The sequence below is a fragment of the Bacillus sp. ISL-41 genome (genome assembly GCF_018613235.1).
In the GTDB taxonomy this organism is placed as follows: Bacteria; Bacillota; Bacilli; order Bacillales; family Cytobacillaceae; genus Mesobacillus.
In genome coordinates, this window is sequence record NZ_JAGGQP010000013.1 from 1 (window position 1) to 17,417 (window position 17,417).

The 17,417-nt window shown below is 42.7% G+C and carries 18 protein-coding genes, 1 tRNA gene and 2 other annotated features; of the genes, 16 read left to right on the forward strand and 3 right to left on the reverse strand.

Annotation, left to right across the window (positions count from 1 at the left end; translation table 11 throughout):
- Nucleotides 1-70 precede the first annotated feature (70 nt).
- Complete coding sequence (locus tag J7I80_RS05995; RefSeq protein ID WP_214736592.1) at nt 71-691, reverse strand: LysE family transporter; 621 nt, start codon at nt 689-691, stop codon at nt 71-73.
- A gap of 420 nt (nt 692-1,111) precedes the next feature.
- On the opposite strand from J7I80_RS05995, the gene J7I80_RS06000 reads away from it, so the two are divergent.
- Entirely contained in the window at nt 1,112-1,318 is a 207-nt protein-coding gene (locus tag J7I80_RS06000) for a cold-shock protein (protein ID WP_192470543.1), read from the forward strand.
- A gap of 86 nt (nt 1,319-1,404) precedes the next feature.
- Here the strand turns inward: J7I80_RS06000 and J7I80_RS06005 are convergent.
- A tRNA-Leu gene (locus J7I80_RS06005) sits at nt 1,405-1,488 on the reverse strand.
- Between the two features lie 185 nt (nt 1,489-1,673).
- Between J7I80_RS06005 and J7I80_RS06010 the strand changes: the two genes are divergently transcribed.
- The 7 genes from J7I80_RS06010 to J7I80_RS06035 all read left to right on the forward strand — a co-directional run bounded on the left by J7I80_RS06010 (nt 1,674) and on the right by J7I80_RS06035 (nt 8,183).
- Entirely contained in the window at nt 1,674-2,306 is a 633-nt protein-coding gene (locus tag J7I80_RS06010) for a LysE family transporter (protein ID WP_214736594.1), read from the forward strand.
- Between the two features lie 174 nt (nt 2,307-2,480).
- On the forward strand, nt 2,481-3,233 hold the full coding sequence (locus J7I80_RS06015) for a DeoR/GlpR family DNA-binding transcription regulator (RefSeq protein WP_214736595.1): 753 nt from the start codon (nt 2,481-2,483) through the stop codon (nt 3,231-3,233).
- Nucleotides 3,230-4,141: a 1-phosphofructokinase gene (gene pfkB, locus J7I80_RS06020; RefSeq protein ID WP_214736597.1), complete on the forward strand. Its 912-nt coding sequence runs from the start codon at nt 3,230-3,232 to the stop codon at nt 4,139-4,141. The genes J7I80_RS06015 and pfkB overlap by 4 nt, the downstream gene beginning before the upstream one ends.
- A 15-nt stretch (nt 4,142-4,156) precedes the next feature.
- Nucleotides 4,157-6,013, forward strand: a complete 1,857-nt coding sequence (locus J7I80_RS06025) for a PTS fructose transporter subunit IIABC (RefSeq protein ID WP_214736600.1) — start codon at nt 4,157-4,159, stop codon at nt 6,011-6,013.
- A 109-nt stretch (nt 6,014-6,122) separates the two neighbouring features.
- Nucleotides 6,123-6,923 (forward strand): DUF2935 domain-containing protein, encoded by an 801-nt coding sequence (locus J7I80_RS06030; protein WP_214736602.1) that lies wholly within the window; start codon nt 6,123-6,125, stop codon nt 6,921-6,923.
- A 158-nt stretch (nt 6,924-7,081) separates the two neighbouring features.
- Complete coding sequence (locus J7I80_RS23630) at nt 7,082-7,171, forward strand: putative holin-like toxin (protein WP_225649917.1); 90 nt, start codon at nt 7,082-7,084, stop codon at nt 7,169-7,171.
- A gap of 241 nt (nt 7,172-7,412) precedes the next feature.
- On the forward strand, nt 7,413-8,183 hold the full coding sequence (locus tag J7I80_RS06035; protein WP_214736604.1) for an alpha/beta fold hydrolase: 771 nt from the start codon (nt 7,413-7,415) through the stop codon (nt 8,181-8,183).
- A 30-nt stretch (nt 8,184-8,213) separates the two neighbouring features.
- Here the strand turns inward: J7I80_RS06035 and bcbE are convergent, their stop codons facing one another.
- Entirely contained in the window at nt 8,214-9,482 is a 1,269-nt protein-coding gene (bcbE, locus tag J7I80_RS06040; protein ID WP_214736606.1) for a bacillibactin exporter BcbE, read from the reverse strand.
- A gap of 162 nt (nt 9,483-9,644) precedes the next feature.
- Between bcbE and J7I80_RS06045 the strand changes: the two genes are divergently transcribed.
- The 8 genes from J7I80_RS06045 to trpA all read left to right on the forward strand — a co-directional run bounded on the left by J7I80_RS06045 (nt 9,645) and on the right by trpA (nt 17,349).
- The gene (locus J7I80_RS06045) at nt 9,645-10,286 is read left to right on the forward strand and encodes an MOSC domain-containing protein (RefSeq protein WP_214736608.1); all 642 of its coding nucleotides are present in this window, start codon (nt 9,645-9,647) and stop codon (nt 10,284-10,286) included.
- 61 nt (nt 10,287-10,347) lie between these two features.
- Nucleotides 10,348-10,594 (forward strand) — a binding site (T-box leader).
- A gap of 59 nt (nt 10,595-10,653) precedes the next feature.
- Nucleotides 10,654-10,909 (forward strand) — a binding site (T-box leader).
- Between the two features lie 56 nt (nt 10,910-10,965).
- Complete coding sequence (gene trpE, locus J7I80_RS06050) at nt 10,966-12,360, forward strand: anthranilate synthase component I (RefSeq protein WP_214736610.1); 1,395 nt, start codon at nt 10,966-10,968, stop codon at nt 12,358-12,360.
- Nucleotides 12,344-12,946, forward strand: a complete 603-nt coding sequence (locus tag J7I80_RS06055) for an anthranilate synthase component II (RefSeq protein ID WP_214736612.1) — start codon at nt 12,344-12,346, stop codon at nt 12,944-12,946. Before trpE ends, J7I80_RS06055 begins: the two co-directional genes overlap by 17 nt.
- Nucleotides 12,930-13,955 carry an anthranilate phosphoribosyltransferase gene (gene trpD, locus J7I80_RS06060; protein WP_214736614.1) on the forward strand — a complete coding sequence of 342 codons (1,026 nt, stop codon included), beginning with the start codon at nt 12,930-12,932 and terminating at the stop codon, nt 13,953-13,955. The genes J7I80_RS06055 and trpD overlap by 17 nt, the downstream gene beginning before the upstream one ends.
- Nucleotide 13,956: 1 nt before the next feature.
- Entirely contained in the window at nt 13,957-14,745 is a 789-nt protein-coding gene (trpC, locus tag J7I80_RS06065) for an indole-3-glycerol phosphate synthase TrpC (protein WP_214736616.1), read from the forward strand.
- On the forward strand, nt 14,742-15,365 hold the full coding sequence (locus J7I80_RS06070; RefSeq protein ID WP_214736619.1) for a phosphoribosylanthranilate isomerase: 624 nt from the start codon (nt 14,742-14,744) through the stop codon (nt 15,363-15,365). Before trpC ends, J7I80_RS06070 begins: the two co-directional genes overlap by 4 nt.
- Nucleotides 15,362-16,567, forward strand: a complete 1,206-nt coding sequence (gene trpB, locus J7I80_RS06075; protein WP_214736621.1) for a tryptophan synthase subunit beta — start codon at nt 15,362-15,364, stop codon at nt 16,565-16,567. The genes J7I80_RS06070 and trpB overlap by 4 nt, the downstream gene beginning before the upstream one ends.
- Nucleotides 16,567-17,349, forward strand: coding sequence for a tryptophan synthase subunit alpha (gene trpA, locus J7I80_RS06080; protein ID WP_214736789.1), 783 nt, complete (start codon nt 16,567-16,569; stop codon nt 17,347-17,349). Before trpB ends, trpA begins: the two co-directional genes overlap by 1 nt.
- The last annotated feature ends 68 nt before the right edge of the window (nt 17,350-17,417 follow it).

The window sequence follows — 17,417 nt, forward strand, 5'->3', positions numbered from 1 at the left end:
TCAAAGCTGTCAAGAACCAGCCGTTATTGTGACAGCTTTTCAGAACATGCAAAGCATTGGGCACTCATTTTTAAAGAAAGAGCTTTAATGCTTGATATCCGAAAAAGAGGGCAAAGCCAATCAGCGAAATCCCGGATAATAGTGAAATGACCGTAAGTAACCTTGTTGTAAGCAGCTTTCGGAAGCTGCTGGAGATTGCCGCCATAACGATATCCCAGAGAATAAGCCCAAGTATGATCCCAAAGCTGTAAATGACTAGTTCGCCAGTGCCATACGAAGAAGCAGTCTTGGCAAGGACTGATCCGTAAATTCCCAGCCAAAATAAAATAGTCAGCGGATTGGAAATGGACATGATAAACCCGGATAAAAATGACTTGAAACCCGATTCTTCGCTTCGATTATCCATGACGATTTTGCCAGAGCCGATAATTGTCTCTATACCTGTATACATCAAGACAAAGAATCCGAACAGCCAGAGAAAGGATTGCATGAATGGAGTCTCGAGGTATTTAACTACACCAAGATAGACAGTCAGCATGTAAATAATATCAGCTGTCAGTGCGCCCAGACCAAGGAGCCATGCCTGAAAAAAACCGCTTTTGATCCCTTTGTCCATCTGTGCTGCATTAACAGGGCCAATTGGGGCGGCCAGAGATAATCCAAGGAAAATATAACCCAAGAAGACATTCACTTTTTACAATACCTCCAATAGTCAATCGTAATTTGCTTGTACTATTTCTATTCATATTTATGTAGGTGTACAACCTGTTTTTGCAGAAATACAATATTTTTTTATGGCAGTCTTAATAAATTTAAAATGAAAAGAATATACTAGTAACTGTTGCGCAGGCAACTGCTGGTGTGTCACTTTTGGTAAAAATAAGAAAGTGTGGTAAAATGGAATAGATATCAACTTTCGGATCATTCATTTATTATAAAAAGTTTCATTTTGCCGGCTTTTTATAATAAATGAATTTTTTTATCAATCGAACGATGATAAGGTCTTTTAGGATGTTTTGCGGATTTTCGAATGATGATCCAGCAGTAACTGAATTATTGAAAGTCCGCAAAACGGAAAAGGACCATAATCAAACTATAGGAGCGTGAGGAAATGGCATTTGGAAGAAAACCGCCTGAAGAGATCGTAACCGCTGAAACGAAAATATGGGTATGTACTTCTGATGATTGCAATTGCTGGGTTCGCGACAACTTTAAAAGCAGCAATGTCCCCGCATGCCCAATTTGTCAAAGTGATATGGAGCAGGAGACTAAGGTTCTTGAAGTAGTCAACAACCATAGTCAGAATTTAATTGGATAATATTGTAGCCAAAACAGTCTGGATGGATATCCAGGCTGTTTTTTTTGCACAAAAAAAGTGCCCAATGTATAGGCACCTTTTCTGTATGCGGATGAGAGGACTTGAACCTCCACGGTGTTGCCACCACTAGAACCTGAATCTAGCGCGTCTGCCGATTCCGCCACACCCGCGTATTTATACAAGAATTATAGCATAAAAACAATAGATTACAATGTGAAAATTTTCGTGCAGTGCATTAAGGAATTCCGTTTAAACATAGGTGCAATTTCTATTTTAAAAAATTGGACAGGTAGTATTAGGATTGAATTTTCCAACATACAATGTAAAAAGTTTTTGTATGTTGGGGGACGAAGCCTTGAGTGTCAGTTTACTAGTCAGTTACATATTCCTTGGGTTAACGCTGGCTGCCCCAATCGGCCCGGTAAATTCAGCCAGGCTGGATAAGGGGATCAAAAATGGTTTCTGGCATGCCTGGATTGTAGGGACAGGCTCAATGATTGCCGACGCCATTTTTATGCTGTTAATCTATTTGGGTCTTGTGAATTTTTTGGACATGCCTATTATTCAAATATTTCTCTGGTTGTTTGGCGGATTCGTCCTGATTTACTCGGGAATAGAATCTATTATAAAGGCCAATACCATTGATCTCGCTTTCAGCCGCGGTAAAGAATCGATGCTAAAATGTTTCCTTACCGGATTTATCATGTCGATCAGCAGCCCTTTATCCATTCTTTTTTGGCTGGGAATCTATGGTTCTGTGCTTGCAAAAACAGCCAGTAACTATGGACGGACAGACTTGCTGATTTATAGCAGTATGATTTTTCTCGGACTGGCATTATGGGATATTTTTGTGGCAGCTATTACAACAGGTTTCAGAAGGTTCTTGAATTATGGCAGCTTGAGGGCCATTTCAATAATGTCAGGACTCTCATTGCTTGGTTTTGGCGTTTATTTCGGCTACCAGGGTATCAAGGCTTTATTATTTTAGTCATACTAGTAGAAAACCTCCATTCAGGAGGTTTTTTTATTTTCTGATAACAATCAAAAACGTTCAAATTAATTTCATATTTGATTAAAAGTGATTGTTTTTGAAAGAAAATGATTGATTTCTGAAATCGATTACATTATGATGATAATACGAAGCAAATAGGAGGAATGGCTCATGTTGACGCCTGAGCGCCACCAGCTCATCTTACAAATAATCAAAGAAAAACCAATAGTGAAGATACAGGAACTAGTTGATCTAACTGAGGCTTCGGAATCGACCATCCGCCGGGACCTGACCATCCTTGAGGAAGGGAAGTTTCTGAAAAGAGTCCATGGCGGAGCAGCCAGGTTAAGGGGTAAACTCCAGGAGCCGAGCATGGTTGAAAAATCAACCAAATACCTTCAGGAAAAAAGACAAATCGCTCAATATGCTGCAAGTCTTGTGGAAGAAGGTGACAGCATTTATCTTGATGCCGGTTCGACTATTTTGGAAATGGTCAGTTTCCTTCCGGTTAAAGATATTGTCGTGGTTACTAATGGTCTCATGCACTTACCGCAGCTTCTTGAAAGAAATATAGAAACGTATGTGATAGGCGGATATGCCAAGCCAAAAACGAATGCGGTCATTGGAAGAGGAGCTCTGGCTAGCCTTGAACAGTACCGATTCGATAAATGCTTCCTCGGAGTTAATGGAATTCATCCGCACTCAGGGTATACGACGCCAGACCAGGAAGAAGCGCTGATTAAGCAAAAAGCGATGACATTGTCCCGAGAGACATTTGTCCTTGCTGATGACACAAAGTTTTCTGAGATTACCTTCGCAAAAATTGCCGATTTGCATGAGGCTGCGATCATCACAAATACCATTGATGAGGATCATAAAGGACAATATACGAGCAAAACTTCAATAAAGGTTGTGACATCATGATTTACACACTGACTCTCAATCCATCTGTCGATTACATCGTTGAAGCAGATGAAATCCAGTTAGGCAGTTTGAATAGAAGTTTAAATGAAACAAAACTTCCCGGAGGCAAAGGCATCAATGTTTCAAGGGTACTACGCTCCCTTGGAGTTGAAAGCAAGGCTACAGGTTTTATCGGAGGTTTCACCGGCAGGTATGTCGAGGAATTTCTAAACAGTGAAGATGTGCAAACGATTTTTGTCAATGTAGAGGGTGATACTCGAATCAATATTAAGCTTAAGGCAGGATCAGAGACAGAAATAAATGCCCGGGGCCCTGAGATTTCAGCAATAGCAAAAAGTGCATTAAAAGAGCAAATTAAGCAGCTTGGTAAGGGCGATTACCTGGTCCTCGCTGGAAGCATTCCCTCCAGCATGCCTGATTCCATTTATGAAGAGATAGTTCGAATCTGTAAGGATACAGGAGCAGAAGTGATTGTGGATGCAGAAGGTGATTTGCTGAAAAACATCCTTGTTCACAGGCCTTTTCTGATCAAGCCGAATCATCACGAGTTAGGGCAGTTCTTCAACAAGGAAATCACCGAAGCTGATGAAGCGATTTTTTATGGAAAAAAACTTGTTGAAGCTGGTGCTAAAAATGTCATCGTTTCATTGGCTGAGAAAGGTGCCGTCTATATCAATGAAAACGAAGCCTATAAAGCTGATGTTCCACAAGGTGAGGTGAAAAGCTCAGTGGGTGCTGGTGACTCAATGGTGGCTGGTTTCCTGGCTCAGTATCTAAAAAGTGGTGACCGTAAAGAGGCATTCCGCTATAGTGTTGCTTCCGGAAGCGCTACCGCTTTTTCCATCGGATTATGTACACCTGAGAAAGTTGAAAAACTTCTTCAAGAAGTAAAAATACTAAACAGCTAGTAAGGGGGAGAAAACATGAGAATCACAGAACTGCTGACAAGAGAGACGATTCTATTATCAATGAGTGCTGCATCAAAGCAGGATGCAGTAAATGAGCTTGTAGGAGTGCTTGAGCGGGCGGGGAAAATCACAGACCGCAATACATTTAAAGAAGCAATCCTAAAACGAGAACAACAGAGCACCACAGGCGTAGGGGATGGAATCGCCATTCCACACGCAAAAACTTCAGTGGTAAAGGAAGCGGCAATTGTATTCGGAAGATCTGAGGCTGGAATTGATTATGAATCATTGGACGGACAGCCTGCACATCTGTTCTTTATGATTGCAGCACCAGAAGGAGCGAACAATACCCACCTGGAAGCACTCGCGCGACTTTCTTCCATTTTGATGAAAGCTGATGCACGTGAAAAGCTTCTAGGAGCAAAGAATGCTGAAGATGTCATTGGAATCATTAACAGCTATGACAAGGATGAAAGCGAAGAGCAGGTTGAGAGGAATAATAAAAAGTTCATCGTTGCAGTTACTGCTTGCCCTACGGGAATTGCCCATACTTATATGGCCGCAGATTCCTTAAAAGCGAAAGCAGCCGAAATGGGCGTAGATATAAAGGTTGAAACGAATGGTTCGGGCGGGGCGAAAAATGTCCTTACGAAAGAAGACATTGAAAACGCTGAAGCAGTCATCATTGCAGCTGACACAAAGGTGGATATGGATCGCTTTGCTGGCAAGCCTCTAATTGATGTTCCTGTTGCGGACGGAATCCGCAAACCAAAGGACTTGATTGAAAAAGCTGTCAAAAAGGACGCTCCACTTTATAAGGCATCAGGCAATGCAACGACAGAAAAAAAGGAAAGCCGCGGCGGCATCTATAAGCATTTAATGAATGGCGTATCAAATATGCTGCCTTTCGTAGTCGGAGGCGGGATTTTAATCGCAATTTCGTTCATGTTCGGCTATAACGCATTTAATCCAGATGATCCTTCCTATCACCCAATTGCCAAGGCATTGATGGACATTGGCGGAGGCGCCGGTGCCTTTGGATTGTTAGTGCCAATCCTTGCCGGCTTTATCGCACTAAGTATTGCTGACAGACCAGGTTTTGCACCGGGTATGGTGGGCGGTTTGCTCGCAGCAACTGGAGGCGGCGGGTTCCTAGGAGGTTTGGTTGCCGGATTCCTCGCTGGTTATCTAGTGTTAGGATTGAAGAAATTGTTCGCTGGACTTCCTGCATCACTTGAGGGAATTAAGACCATTCTCTTGTATCCATTGTTCGGTATTGCTTCAACAGGATTCATTATGCTGTTCTTAGTAAACAAACCAGTCGGTGCCCTGAACCAGGCAATCACTGATTGGCTTTCGGGCTTAGGAACAGGCAATGCTGTAGTGCTTGGGATCGTCCTCGGTTTAATGATGGCCTTCGACATGGGCGGTCCGGTAAATAAAGCAGCTTACGTCTTCGGAACAGGCTTGCTTGCAAACGGTGTTTATGAGCCAATGGCTGCGATTATGGCAGCTGGTATGGTTCCTCCGCTTGGCATTGCTTTGGCGACTACTTTCTTTAAAAATAAGTTTTCCAAGGAAGACCAGGATGCAGGGAAGGCAAATTATATCATGGGACTTTCTTTCATCACTGAAGGTGCCATTCCATTTGCAGCAGCCGACCCACTCCGTGTTATCCCTTCAGTAATGGCTGGATCAGCTGTTGCAGGCGGATTGACTATGATGTTTAACATTGGCCTGAGAGCACCTCATGGCGGACTGTTCGTTGTCCCGCTTGTCGAGGGAGGGTGGCTGTTATACCTGGCCGCAATTCTCATCGGTTCAGTTGTCACAGCAATCTTGCTTGGAATATTGAAGAAACCAGTTAAATAAAACAAAAGGCCTGCAGGCTTAAAGTCTGCAGGCTTTTTGTGTGTATATGAATATTTCCACCGCTTAGCCTATAAGCTTTTATGAAGTGATTTGTGAAGGAGGTAAGAGGATGGAAAGGGATTTCAACGCTGCTGCCTTGTATGAACACCGTTTTTGGCTTCAGGTTCTTGGTGACCATGGGAGATTCCTGCACGAGGCGCTTGTACCTGTAGAGCAGGAGGAAATTGAAACGGCGAAGTACTTCATTAATACCTTTGACAGACTGCTGCAAAGGGTGGAAACAACAGATCTCATTCATTTGAGCATGAGAGCAGATGAAGAAGCAAAGAAAATCCGGCAATTTAAGCTGGACCTGATAGAAAAAATGCTGACTGGCAATGTCAAAATCAATTTCGGCCCCACCTTTGTAAACCATATGGTAAATGAGGTTGAGGAGTATATCAGAGTTCTCGAGTATTTAAAAAGAGGAGAAGTACCGCCGGTATTCCATGAATTGCACCATCATACTGTCTGGCTGCTAGATGCTGCAGGTCATGCTGGTGCCATCCAAAGCAATCTTGACCAGGTTGAAAAACAATTGAAGGCAAAGAGTGAGAAATATATGAAGCATTTTGAGGATTTTTACTTAAAAGCTGTCGAAATGACGGGTTATCTGCGAACGAATTTAAGTTCATTTCCAGCTCTGCAAAGGATGAATCAAGAGGTATCATTAGAAATTCAGCTGTTCATGAAGTTTCTCGATGAACTGAAGGAACTCGAGTTAACTGAACAGGCACTGGGAAGCTTTGCTCCGCTTATGGCTGACCATATGTTCAGGGAAGAGTGCTATTATTTATCCAAAGTCGCTGAAGCGGCCTCAATGAATATGCCGGAATGTGATCCGGGGAAGCCGAGATTGAAGACATACTGAAGGCGGGGATACTAGATAGAATTTATTCCGTCTAGTATCTTAGCCCTAATTTTGTTCTGACACAGAACAGATGTTCTTGTTTTGGACAAGGTTATGTTATACTTGAGAAGCAATAGTCAATCTCGAGGTGGTCGGCTAAGCCCCGGAGGAAGGGGGTGATGCCTTTGACGGTATTCGAAACCTTTATGGCTATGTTTTCATTTGCCAGTCTAATCCTCGCAATCCTAACGTTAAGCCAAAAAAAATAGACCTCACTACTGTAATACAGTGAGAGGTCCATCTGCTTCTCTTGCCGAACCTCAGGCGGGAACGGCTATTGCGGAGACTGCTGGTGGGCCAACACCGGCAGTCATTCTTTACATTTATACAATACAAGAATACCATAGGAGACTGTCATTGTCACGGTTATAAGGGTTTTATGCATGAGATGTTTTGCGATTTGGCTATACTAATGAAGTTGTATAATCCATGCATAGGAGTGAATGACGGATGCCTAGATGCACATTAGAATATGGTGATCTCTTTTACGAAGAGATTGGGCAGGGAAATCCAATAATCTTTCTGCATCCACCTGGTATGGGGAGGAAAGTATTTCAATTTCAGAAGCCACTAAGCGAACATTATAGACTTATTTTACCCGACTTAAGCGGTCATGGGGAGTCTTCGGCTTTACTAAAGAACGTTACCATTCAAAGGTATGCAAAAGAAGTATTGGAGCTGGCTGACTCTATTGGCCTGGAAAAAGTAACGTTATGCGGCTATTCCTCTGGAGGCAGCATCGCTCAGGAATTCGCCCTTGCCTACCCGGAACGAACAGAATCGATTATCCTGTGTGGAGGCTTTGCTGAGGTACAATCGCCATCATTGAAATATGAACATATGCTAGGGATGTACTTCGTCAGGAATTCACCAAAAAACCTGGCCAAGGTGATTGCAACCGCTCACACATTCGATAAAGACTACAGGACCGACCTGATTGAACATATGTTGAAGACAGATTTAAATACATGGTTCCATTTTTACCATGAGTCATTGAATTATTCTTGTATCGGCCGGCTGAAAAATTTGAATGTCCCTTTATTGCTTATTTATGGGGAGAGGGATTTTATCAACCAGCACCTAAGGGCCTATGAACGAGAGCTTGAAGATTTCCGGACAGCGATCATCCCAAAAGTCTCACATCAGGTACCTGTAAAGAAATGGCAGGAGTTCAATAATGAAGTGGCCAAATTTTTGGAAGAGCAATCAGCCAGACGTTAAAAAACGCATTGTTCGAAAAACAATGCGTTTTTACGCTTCTTGTTTATCCGGTTTTATGGCAAGAAATGTTGCAAGAGCGGCAGCAATACTTAATACGGTCAGGATAATGAACATTAGCTTACTAGAATTTTTCATCATTAAAGCGATGACAGGCGGACCTGCAGCTACTCCGATGAATCTCATTGAGCTGTATAAGGATGTAATGGTCCCTCGTTCTTCTTTTTCAATACTCTCAGTAATCAATGCATCCAGTGGAGGCAGGCTAGCTCCGATACCAATACCGGCAACGAGGAACATGGAAATCAGAAACCATAGCTCTCTTGAAAAACTTAAGAGGGCCACTGAAATACCAAGCAACACTAAGCTCGAGAACGTTATCCACTTCATAAGAATCATGTTCTTCTTTATTACTTTTCCAGTAATAAATGATGAAAGGCACAGAGCCCCTAAAGGCAGGGCAAGGAACAGTCCTTTTTTCAAATCCTTTATTCCATATTTGTTCTCCAGAATATCGGACAGGTAAAATAAGACTCCAAACAATACAAACATGACAATTGCACCAATAAAAAAGATGGCATAAAGCCAGCGCCCATTCTCGGTAAATGTCAGTTTTATTTTCTTAAGGAAATCCTTAAAAGGTAATGGTTTTTCTTTCTTTTTTGGACTTTTTACCAGGAAGATCATCATAATAATCGAAAGAGCACAGAACACTGGTATTGAAAAAAATGGAATGAACCAGATGAATCCTGCAAGGAACGAGCCTAAAACCGGGCTGAGAACCTTCCCAAGCGTGTTTGCCGTTTCGATTTCTCCAAGGGCACCGCTCACTTCATCATCGTTTTTAAACATATCTCCAACCAGGGGCAAAACGATTGGAAAAGCTCCGGCTGCTCCCACACCCTGCAAGGCTCTTCCGATTAAGACAACCCAGTATCCATCGTTCATTTGCCATGATGCCCATCCAGATATAGTTCCGCCAATTCCAGTGATGATCAGGCTGGGGATGATGACTTTTTTTCGGCCAATATGATCAGATAAATACCCGGCTATCGGGATTAAAAATATGGCTACTATTGAATATACAGTTATGATCAGGCTTGATTGGAAGGCAGAAATGCCCATTTTCTTTTCCATGACAGGCAAAACAGGAATCAGCATCGAATTGCCAAGTGTCATCACAAGTGGAATGGATGCGAGAGAGACAATTGCCCATTTTTGATTATTGACATTATCCTTTTTCGTATCTTTTTTATCCGAAACTCCACCGGATTTTGGAAACAAGCTTTCAATATAATTCATGATAGTAACCTGCCTTTTTTCATACTATTTTTAGTTTGGACTTAAACAATAGAAAAAACAGATGTCTTTTTATGGGAAAATTTTTGATGTGAACAATCCTTATGGAGTTTTTAGAGTGAAAAGGATAAAATAATTGGAAAAGGCTTGAAGGTTGGTGGAGTCATGACACAAATATTGTATCTGAATGTCGGGAAGCCGGAGCTTAAGACTTGGAACGGCAAACAAGAACGATCAGCAATTGGAAAAAAAAGAGTGACACAAGCGTTACTAACAAAACAATCCTTTCAGGGAGATGGCGTGGCAGCAACAGAATTTCATGGAGGACCTGATAGGGCTGTTTGTTTTTATCCCGCAGAGCATTATTCAAAATGGTCAGTTGAATTCGGAAAGGAATTAGCTCCTCCAACCTTTGGCGAGAATATTTCAGCCCCAGGCATGTTGGAAGCCGATATCTATATAGGTGATACATTCAAGCTTGGAGAATCTGTGATCCAGGTGACACAGGGAAGGATTCCGTGTTCAAAAATATCAAAGAATAACCAAATTGACCGGCTGCTGAAAAGGGTAGTCGATACTGGCTATACAGGCTATTTTTTCCGTGTTCTTCAAGAGGGAATGGTCTATGAAGACTCCGAAATTATTTTTTTGGAGAGGATACAAAATAACTTTTCGATTTTAAGGGCAAATGAAATTTATTTTCAGCAGAGAAAGGACTATCAGTCGATTGAAGAACTTATAGAAATCGAGGAATTGGCAGAAGACTGGAAGAAAAACCTTGAGAAGCTTTTAATGCAGAAAAATTAAAATATTTCTTTTTTTTGTTTGACATTTGTGAATCACCGCTTTATTATAATGATTAATATATGAATGAGCGATGACGAAGAGTAGTAACTGGATCAGGTACCTCAGAGAGCTGATGGTTGGTGGGAATCAGTGTAACTGTTGCAGCGAATGGACTTCCGAGCTTCCGGACCGAACCCTTATGAGAGTAGGCTCTGGCGAAATGGCCTTATCGTTATAAAAGGCAGGCATTAAGCATTCAATGCTCGATGCTGTTAAGTGAGCTGTTTTACAGCTAATTAAGGTGGCACCACGGGTCTCTCGTCCTTTTTGTATTCAATAAGGATGGGGGCCCTTTTTGTCTGCTGTTAAATATCGATAATAATATTATGTAAACTCGATGAACAAGAAGAGTAAGCAGGATATTTCTGTTGCAGAGAGCCGGGTATGGTGTGAACCGGTACAGAAATACTTGCCGAATGGCCTTGTGAGAGGCAGCCTGAAGTAACAGTAGGGCTGCCCGGACTCCTCCGTTAAAAGGATAGGGTATATCGAAAGCTTTTTTGGTTTTCCTGTACCTGAAAAGAGGGAGCTCTTAAAGCTCCAATTTGAGGTGGCACCGCGGTCCAATCGTAATCGTCCTCTATACAGCACAATCATTGTGCATGTATAGGGGACTTTTTTATTTCTAAGGAGGATTTATATGAATGTAGAAGCTCCAGATGTTTTTATTGAGGAAATTGAGGGAGATACATTAACGCCTATATCTGTATTTCAAATGATATCAGGAAAGAAAAAATTCCTTCTGGAAAGCTCTCATAAACATAATGATTCCGGCCGGTTTTCTTTTATTGGCTGCGATCCAGTTTACGAGCTTTTGAATGAGAAGGGCGAGACCTATCTTTCAAGGAAAGGGGTTAAGGAGCGAGTAAAGGAACCATTTTCCAAGGCGCTGAAAGAAATGCTTCCTAAATTAAATACTGAATTCGATATTCCTTTTATAGGTGGAGGGGTAGGTTTTGTCAGCTATGATTTCATTCGCGACTTTGAAGAAATTGGGCCGCTTAAGGAAGACCCTCTCGATATGCCAGAAGCACATTTGATGTTCTTCAATGAAGTCATCGTGTTTGACCATCTTAAACAAAAGATCAACCTGATCGGCATTCCGTTCCCAGGATACAGCAATGACGATCTTATAAAGAAAATAAAGAAACGAAAAGAAGAACTTGATTCGTCAGTCAAAAAACAACCTGTCAATCGATTTGCATTATCAGATTTTAGAACATCGCAAAACAGGGAGGAATTTGAAAAATCGGTCAGGACCGCAAAGAGCCTGATTGAAGAGGGAGAAATCTTTCAGGTTGTGCTATCAAGAAGGCTTTCAGCGGATGCCAAAGGAGATCCATTTTCGTTCTATCGAAAGCTGCGAGTGGATAATCCTTCCCCTTATATGTACTTCATTGACTTTGAAGGCTATGTTGTTGCCGGTACATCCCCTGAAAGCCTTGTGAAGTACAGGGATGGAACGATGATTACCAATCCAATTGCAGGTACAAGGCCTAGAGGGAAAACAGCTGAGGAAGATATAAAACTGGAAATGGAATTAGCACAGGATGAAAAGGAATTGGCCGAACATAAGATGCTGGTCGACCTGTCGAGGAACGATTTAGGAAGGATTTGTGAGATTGGCAGTGTAAAGGTGGATAAATTCCTGGCTGTTGAGAGGTATCAGTTTGTCATGCATCTCGTATCAGAGGTGAGCGGGAGGCTCTTGCCAGTAGCTCATCCTGTTGATGGACTGGCGGCTTGCCTGCCTGCAGGTACAGTGTCAGGAGCTCCAAAAATTCGTGCGATGCAAATCATCAACGAGCTTGAAGCTGAAAAAAGAGGTGTTTATTCAGGAGCAGTCGGTTACTTCTCTGCTTGTGGAAGCATGGACTTTGCCCTCGCAATCAGAACATTGGTTGTCAAGGATGGCAAAGGGTATCTGCAGGCAGGTGCCGGTATTGTTTATGACTCTGATCCTGCAAAAGAATTCGATGAAACCAACCATAAATTAAAAGCATTGATGGAGGCAGCCAATGATTCTACTCATTGATAATTACGATTCATTTACCTATAACCTTTATCAGTATCTAAGCGAACTTGGGGCTGAAGTGAAAACGATCCGGAACGATAAAATATCGGTTCTGGAAATCTCACGTATGCAACCTGAAGCAATCGTTCTTTCTCCAGGTCCAGGCAGGCCGGAACAAGCCGGAATCTGTATTGAAACTGTTAAACAATTGGCTCCATCTATCCCGATCCTGGGGATATGTCTTGGCCATCAGGCGATAGCACATGCATTTGGCAGCTCGATCATCAAGGCAAAAAAAATCAGGCATGGCAAGGAATCTAAGCTCAGACATACAGGAACTTCACTGATGAATCATCTGGAGGAACATCCTGAAGTCATGAGATATCACTCCTTGGTGATCGACCGGACGACGATGACTGAAGATTTTCAGGTTCTGGCTGAAGCAGCTGATGACGAAGAAATCATGGCAATCAAGCATAAACATTATCCTTTATACGGACTTCAGTTTCATCCGGAATCCATTGGAACGAAGAGTGGAAAGCAGATTTTATCGAATTTTCTTACTGAAATCAGAGAGGGGACTTTAACTCATGAAACAATATCTTGAAATGGTGGTCGAAGGAAAATCACTGTCGGAGCATGAAATGGAAGAAGCAGTCCAGGGAATTTTCACCCAGGATACATCCGATGCCGAAATCGCATCATTCTTGACTGGACTTAAGTTAAAAGGAGAAAGCGCAGAGGAAGTATCAGGTCTGGTAAAGGCAATCAGAAAACATGCACTGAATTTTACAAAAAATATACCGAATGTTTTGGATAATTGCGGAACAGGTGGAGATGGATCCAAAAGCTTCAACATTAGCACGACTTCCGCATTTGTCATAGCAGGGGTCGGAATTACGGTAGCAAAGCATGGAAACAGAAGCGTATCAAGCAAGACCGGAAGCGCGGATGTTTTGGAGGCGCTAGGTGTTGGTCTGGACTTATCTCCTGAAGCAACAGAAGAGGTCCTTGAACAGAATGGGATTGCATTTCTTTTTGCTCCCCATGTCCATCCAAAACTAAAACAAATCATGAAGGTAAGAAGGGACTTGAAAATCCCTACGATCTTTAATTTAATCGGGCCACTGACAAATCCAGTACAGCTTGATTATCAGCTGCTTGGAATCTACCGCAGGGATATGCTTGATAAGTTTGCCCATGTGCTGGCAAACCTGAACAGGAAGCGGGCCATCGTCATTAACGGAGCAGGAGGAATGGATGAAGCATCTCTAGCGGGTGAAAACGAAATGGTCCTCGTTTCTGAAGGAGAAACCAAGCGATTCACGCTTAATCCAGAAGAAGTCAACTTGCCCTTATACGATAACAGCAGGATCAGGGGTGGAGATGCACGAGATAATGCTGACATATTGCTCCAAGTCCTTCAAGGTAAAAAAGGTGCACAACGGGATACAGTGCTGCTTAACGCTGGTATTGGAATCTATACCGCAGGGAAGGCTGAATCGATTCTGCAGGGAGTGAATCTGGCAGCGGAAAGCATCGATTCAGGCAGGGCAATGTCCAAACTGGAGAACTTAATCAGCATCAGTAATCAAAACAAAAAGGCGGTAGGATGAGATGAGTACAATACTTGATTCAATAATAGAAAGAAAAAAAGTTGAGGTGGAAGAGCTGAGGAAGTCAGCCAAGGAAATACCTGAAATTCTTTCGAAGCCCCGGTCTCTGCTAAAAGCCCTAAGAGAGGCAAATAATGTTGCCATCATTTCAGAATTTAAAAGGGCTTCACCTTCGAAAGGAGACATCAATCTTTCTTTGGACCCTGCTGAGCAGGCAAAACTTTATGCCCTGTCTGGTGCATCGACTATATCTGTGTTAACGGATGAAAAGGGGTTTAAGGGGTCTTTCAGCGATTTGAAAGAAGTCAGAGAAGCCGTGGAGCTTCCGGTTCTCTGCAAGGATTTTATCGTTGATTCGATCCAAATAGACCTGGCCCTTTCCGCAGGAGCAGATATCATCTTGCTCATCGCATCGGCATTGCCCCTGGAAAAACTGGCAGAGCTATACGAGTATGCCTCTGAAAAGGGACTTGAGTGCCTCGTTGAAATCCACGACGAAACAGATTTAGAAAAGGCACTCCATATAAAAGCTCAAATCATCGGAATCAACAATCGTGATTTGAAAACATTCGAGGTCAATCTGGAAAATACCGAAAAACTTGGACCTCTTGTCAAAAAAGCAGGCGCCTTGCTGATCAGCGAAAGCGGTATAAGAACAAGGGAGGATGTACTCCGTGTCGCAGCTGCAGGTGCAAGCGGGGTATTGATTGGAGAAACTTTTATGACTTCAACAGATATCAAAAATACTTTCACTCAGTTCACTGTTCCTATTGTGAGGGATTTTACATGAAGGTTAAGGTATGCGGCATTAAAACGGTTGAAGCAGCAAGCCATGCTGTAGAGAAAGGTGCAGACGCTCTTGGATTTGTCTTTGCAGAAAGTAAAAGGCAAGTAACAGTTCTGCAGGCACAGCAGATTATTGCGGATATACCGGCACATGTCTGGAAGGTAGGAGTTTTTGTAAATGAGGATGCTGCAACAATACAGCAAATCGCCGGAACTGCAGGGCTTACACATATTCAGCTTCATGGTGACGAGGTTCCTGCTGAATATCGATCAATTGGGCTGCCGTTAATAAAGGCTGTTTCTGTTAAGTCACCGGGAGATCTCGAGAAAATTGATGATATAGAAGCAGATTATATCCTTCTTGACAGTCCTCCGGCGGAATATCGGGGAGGAAACGGGTTAAGTTTTGAGTGGGATCTGGCAAATGCATTAAAAAATTCAAACACCAAAGTAATTCTGGCAGGTGGCTTGGATTCTGTAAACGTCAGCAAAGCAATCTCAAAGATTAACCCCTTGATGGTTGATGTCAGCAGCGGTGTCGAAACAAACGGAGAAAAGGATCTAGTGAAAATAAAAGAATTTATCAATAGCGCAAAAAAATCGAGGGAGGAAAATGCAGGATGAGTTTAACTACTTATAATTTACCAGACGAAAAGGGACACTTTGGAAATTACGGAGGCAGGTTCGTACCAGAAACATTGATGCAGGCTGTCCTCGAATTGGAGAAGGAATACAAGAGGGCGCAGGAAGACGAGGAGTTCCATAGAGAATTACAAAAATTAATGAAGGATTACGTAGGGAGGGAAACGCCATTATATCTAGCGGGAAATCTCACGGAACATGCCGGCGGAGCAAAAATATATTTGAAACGGGAGGACCTTAACCATACAGGAGCCCATAAAATCAACAATACTGTCGGCCAGGCCTTGCTTGCAGTCAGAATGGGCAAACGGAAAATCGTAGCTGAAACAGGTGCTGGACAGCATGGAGTTGCTACTGCAACAGTCTGTGCCCTGCTAAATTTGGAATGTGTGATTTTCATGGGCAAAGAGGATATCAGACGGCAGCAATTAAATGTTTTCAGGATGGAACTCCTGGGGGCAAAGGTGGTCAGTGTAGATGCTGGTAGCGGCACATTGAAGGATGCGGTCAATGAAGCTCTTCGCTACTGGGTTACAAATGTCAGGGATACTCATTATATACTTGGGTCTGTAATGGGTCCTCATCCGTTTCCAAAAATGGTTCGTGACTTTCAGAGCGTCATCGGCAAAGAAACAAAACAGCAATTTTTCGAAAAAGAAGGGAAGCTGCCTGATGCCCTTGTAGCTTGCATAGGAGGGGGCAGCAATTCGATTGGTTTGTTTTATCCGTTCATTGAGGAGGAAAGTGTGTCAATTTATGGTGTAGAAGCTGCAGGTCTAGGCCTGGCAACTGACAAGCATGCCGCCTCACTAACCAAGGGCAAACCAGGAGTACTGCATGGTGCGATGATGTACCTTCTTCAGAATGAAGACGGTCAAATTCAGGAAGCACACTCGATTTCAGCTGGCTTGGACTACCCTGGAATTGGTCCTGAGCACAGCTATCTTCATGATATTAATAGAATCATGTATGAATCCGTAACGGATGACGAAGCACTTCATTCATTTCAACTGCTTTCAAAATTAGAGGGAATCATCCCTGCTCTGGAAAGTGCACATGCCATTGCGTACGCAGTCAAGCTAGCCGCCGGGATGAGTAAGGATGAGAGTATCGTTGTCTGCTTATCTGGCCGCGGTGATAAAGATGTTCAGACAATTAAGGACAGAATCGGAGGACTGGAATGATGGATAAAATTCAGAAGGCTCTTACTGAAAAAGAAAAAAAGGCTTTTGTTCCATATATAATGGCTGGGGATGGAGGGCTAGAAACCCTCAAAGAGAAGCTGTTGTTTTTACAGGAGTGTGGTGCCGATGCGGTAGAACTTGGCATCCCCTTTTCAGATCCTGTTGCTGATGGGCCCACAATCCAGGAGGCCGGAATACGTGCGCTTAAAAAAGGAACTACCTTGAGAAAAGTATTGGAGACGATACAAACCTTCAAAACTGAAATCTCAATTCCTCTAATTCTAATGACTTATTTGAATCCCCTTGTAGCATACGGGATCAACAAGTTTGCCGAAGATGCTGCGAACGCTGGTGTATCTGGGTGCATCATCCCCGATCTCCCTCTTGAGGAGGAAGATTTCATTCTTCCGGCGCTCGAGCAGCAGGAAATCGCCTTAATCAGGCTAGTAACACTCACAACACCAGTTGAGAGAATAAAGGAAATCGGCTCCAGGGCAACAGGGTTTATTTATGCCGTAACCGTAACAGGTATCACAGGTGCAAGAAACAATTTCAGCGAGGATCTTGCTGCTTTCCTAAGTTCAGTTAAAAGTGTCAGTTCAGTCCCGGTGCTTGCAGGGTTCGGAGTATCAAACGCTGAACAAGTTAGAGAAGTGTGCAAGCATTGTGATGGTGTGATCGTTGGAAGTAAGATTGTTGATTTATTTGAACAAAGAGACCTTGATGGAATAAAACAGCTCGTTCATACTGCTGAAGAGGTTGGTTTACAAGTTTACAAGTAACTCTTTTACGAAGAATCAATTAATCGCTAAAAAACAACAAAGAAATAGCCGCTGCCTTCCAAGCAGCG

What these genes read in the sequence shown, in the direction of transcription:
- J7I80_RS06045 (WP_214736608.1), top strand. Translation starts at nt 9,645, where the DNA reads ATGACACAAATATTGTATCTGAATGTCGGGAAGCCGGAGCTTAAGACT.
- bcbE (WP_214736606.1), bottom strand. Translation starts at nt 9,482, where the DNA reads ATGAATTATATTGAAAGCTTGTTTCCAAAATCCGGTGGAGTTTCGGAT.
- J7I80_RS06035 (WP_214736604.1), top strand. Translation starts at nt 7,413, where the DNA reads ATGCCTAGATGCACATTAGAATATGGTGATCTCTTTTACGAAGAGATT.
- pfkB (WP_214736597.1), top strand. Translation starts at nt 3,230, where the DNA reads ATGATTTACACACTGACTCTCAATCCATCTGTCGATTACATCGTTGAA.
- J7I80_RS06055 (WP_214736612.1), top strand. Translation starts at nt 12,344, where the DNA reads ATGATTCTACTCATTGATAATTACGATTCATTTACCTATAACCTTTAT.
- J7I80_RS06025 (WP_214736600.1), top strand. Translation starts at nt 4,157, where the DNA reads ATGAGAATCACAGAACTGCTGACAAGAGAGACGATTCTATTATCAATG.
- trpB (WP_214736621.1), top strand. Translation starts at nt 15,362, where the DNA reads ATGAGTTTAACTACTTATAATTTACCAGACGAAAAGGGACACTTTGGA.
- J7I80_RS06070 (WP_214736619.1), top strand. Translation starts at nt 14,742, where the DNA reads ATGAAGGTTAAGGTATGCGGCATTAAAACGGTTGAAGCAGCAAGCCAT.
- J7I80_RS06015 (WP_214736595.1), top strand. Translation starts at nt 2,481, where the DNA reads ATGTTGACGCCTGAGCGCCACCAGCTCATCTTACAAATAATCAAAGAA.
- trpD (WP_214736614.1), top strand. Translation starts at nt 12,930, where the DNA reads ATGAAACAATATCTTGAAATGGTGGTCGAAGGAAAATCACTGTCGGAG.
- J7I80_RS23630 (WP_225649917.1), top strand. Translation starts at nt 7,082, where the DNA reads ATGCCTTTGACGGTATTCGAAACCTTTATGGCTATGTTTTCATTTGCC.
- trpC (WP_214736616.1), top strand. Translation starts at nt 13,957, where the DNA reads ATGAGTACAATACTTGATTCAATAATAGAAAGAAAAAAAGTTGAGGTG.
- J7I80_RS06000 (WP_192470543.1), top strand. Translation starts at nt 1,112, where the DNA reads ATGGCATTTGGAAGAAAACCGCCTGAAGAGATCGTAACCGCTGAAACG.
- trpA (WP_214736789.1), top strand. Translation starts at nt 16,567, where the DNA reads ATGGATAAAATTCAGAAGGCTCTTACTGAAAAAGAAAAAAAGGCTTTT.
- trpE (WP_214736610.1), top strand. Translation starts at nt 10,966, where the DNA reads ATGAATGTAGAAGCTCCAGATGTTTTTATTGAGGAAATTGAGGGAGAT.
- J7I80_RS06030 (WP_214736602.1), top strand. Translation starts at nt 6,123, where the DNA reads ATGGAAAGGGATTTCAACGCTGCTGCCTTGTATGAACACCGTTTTTGG.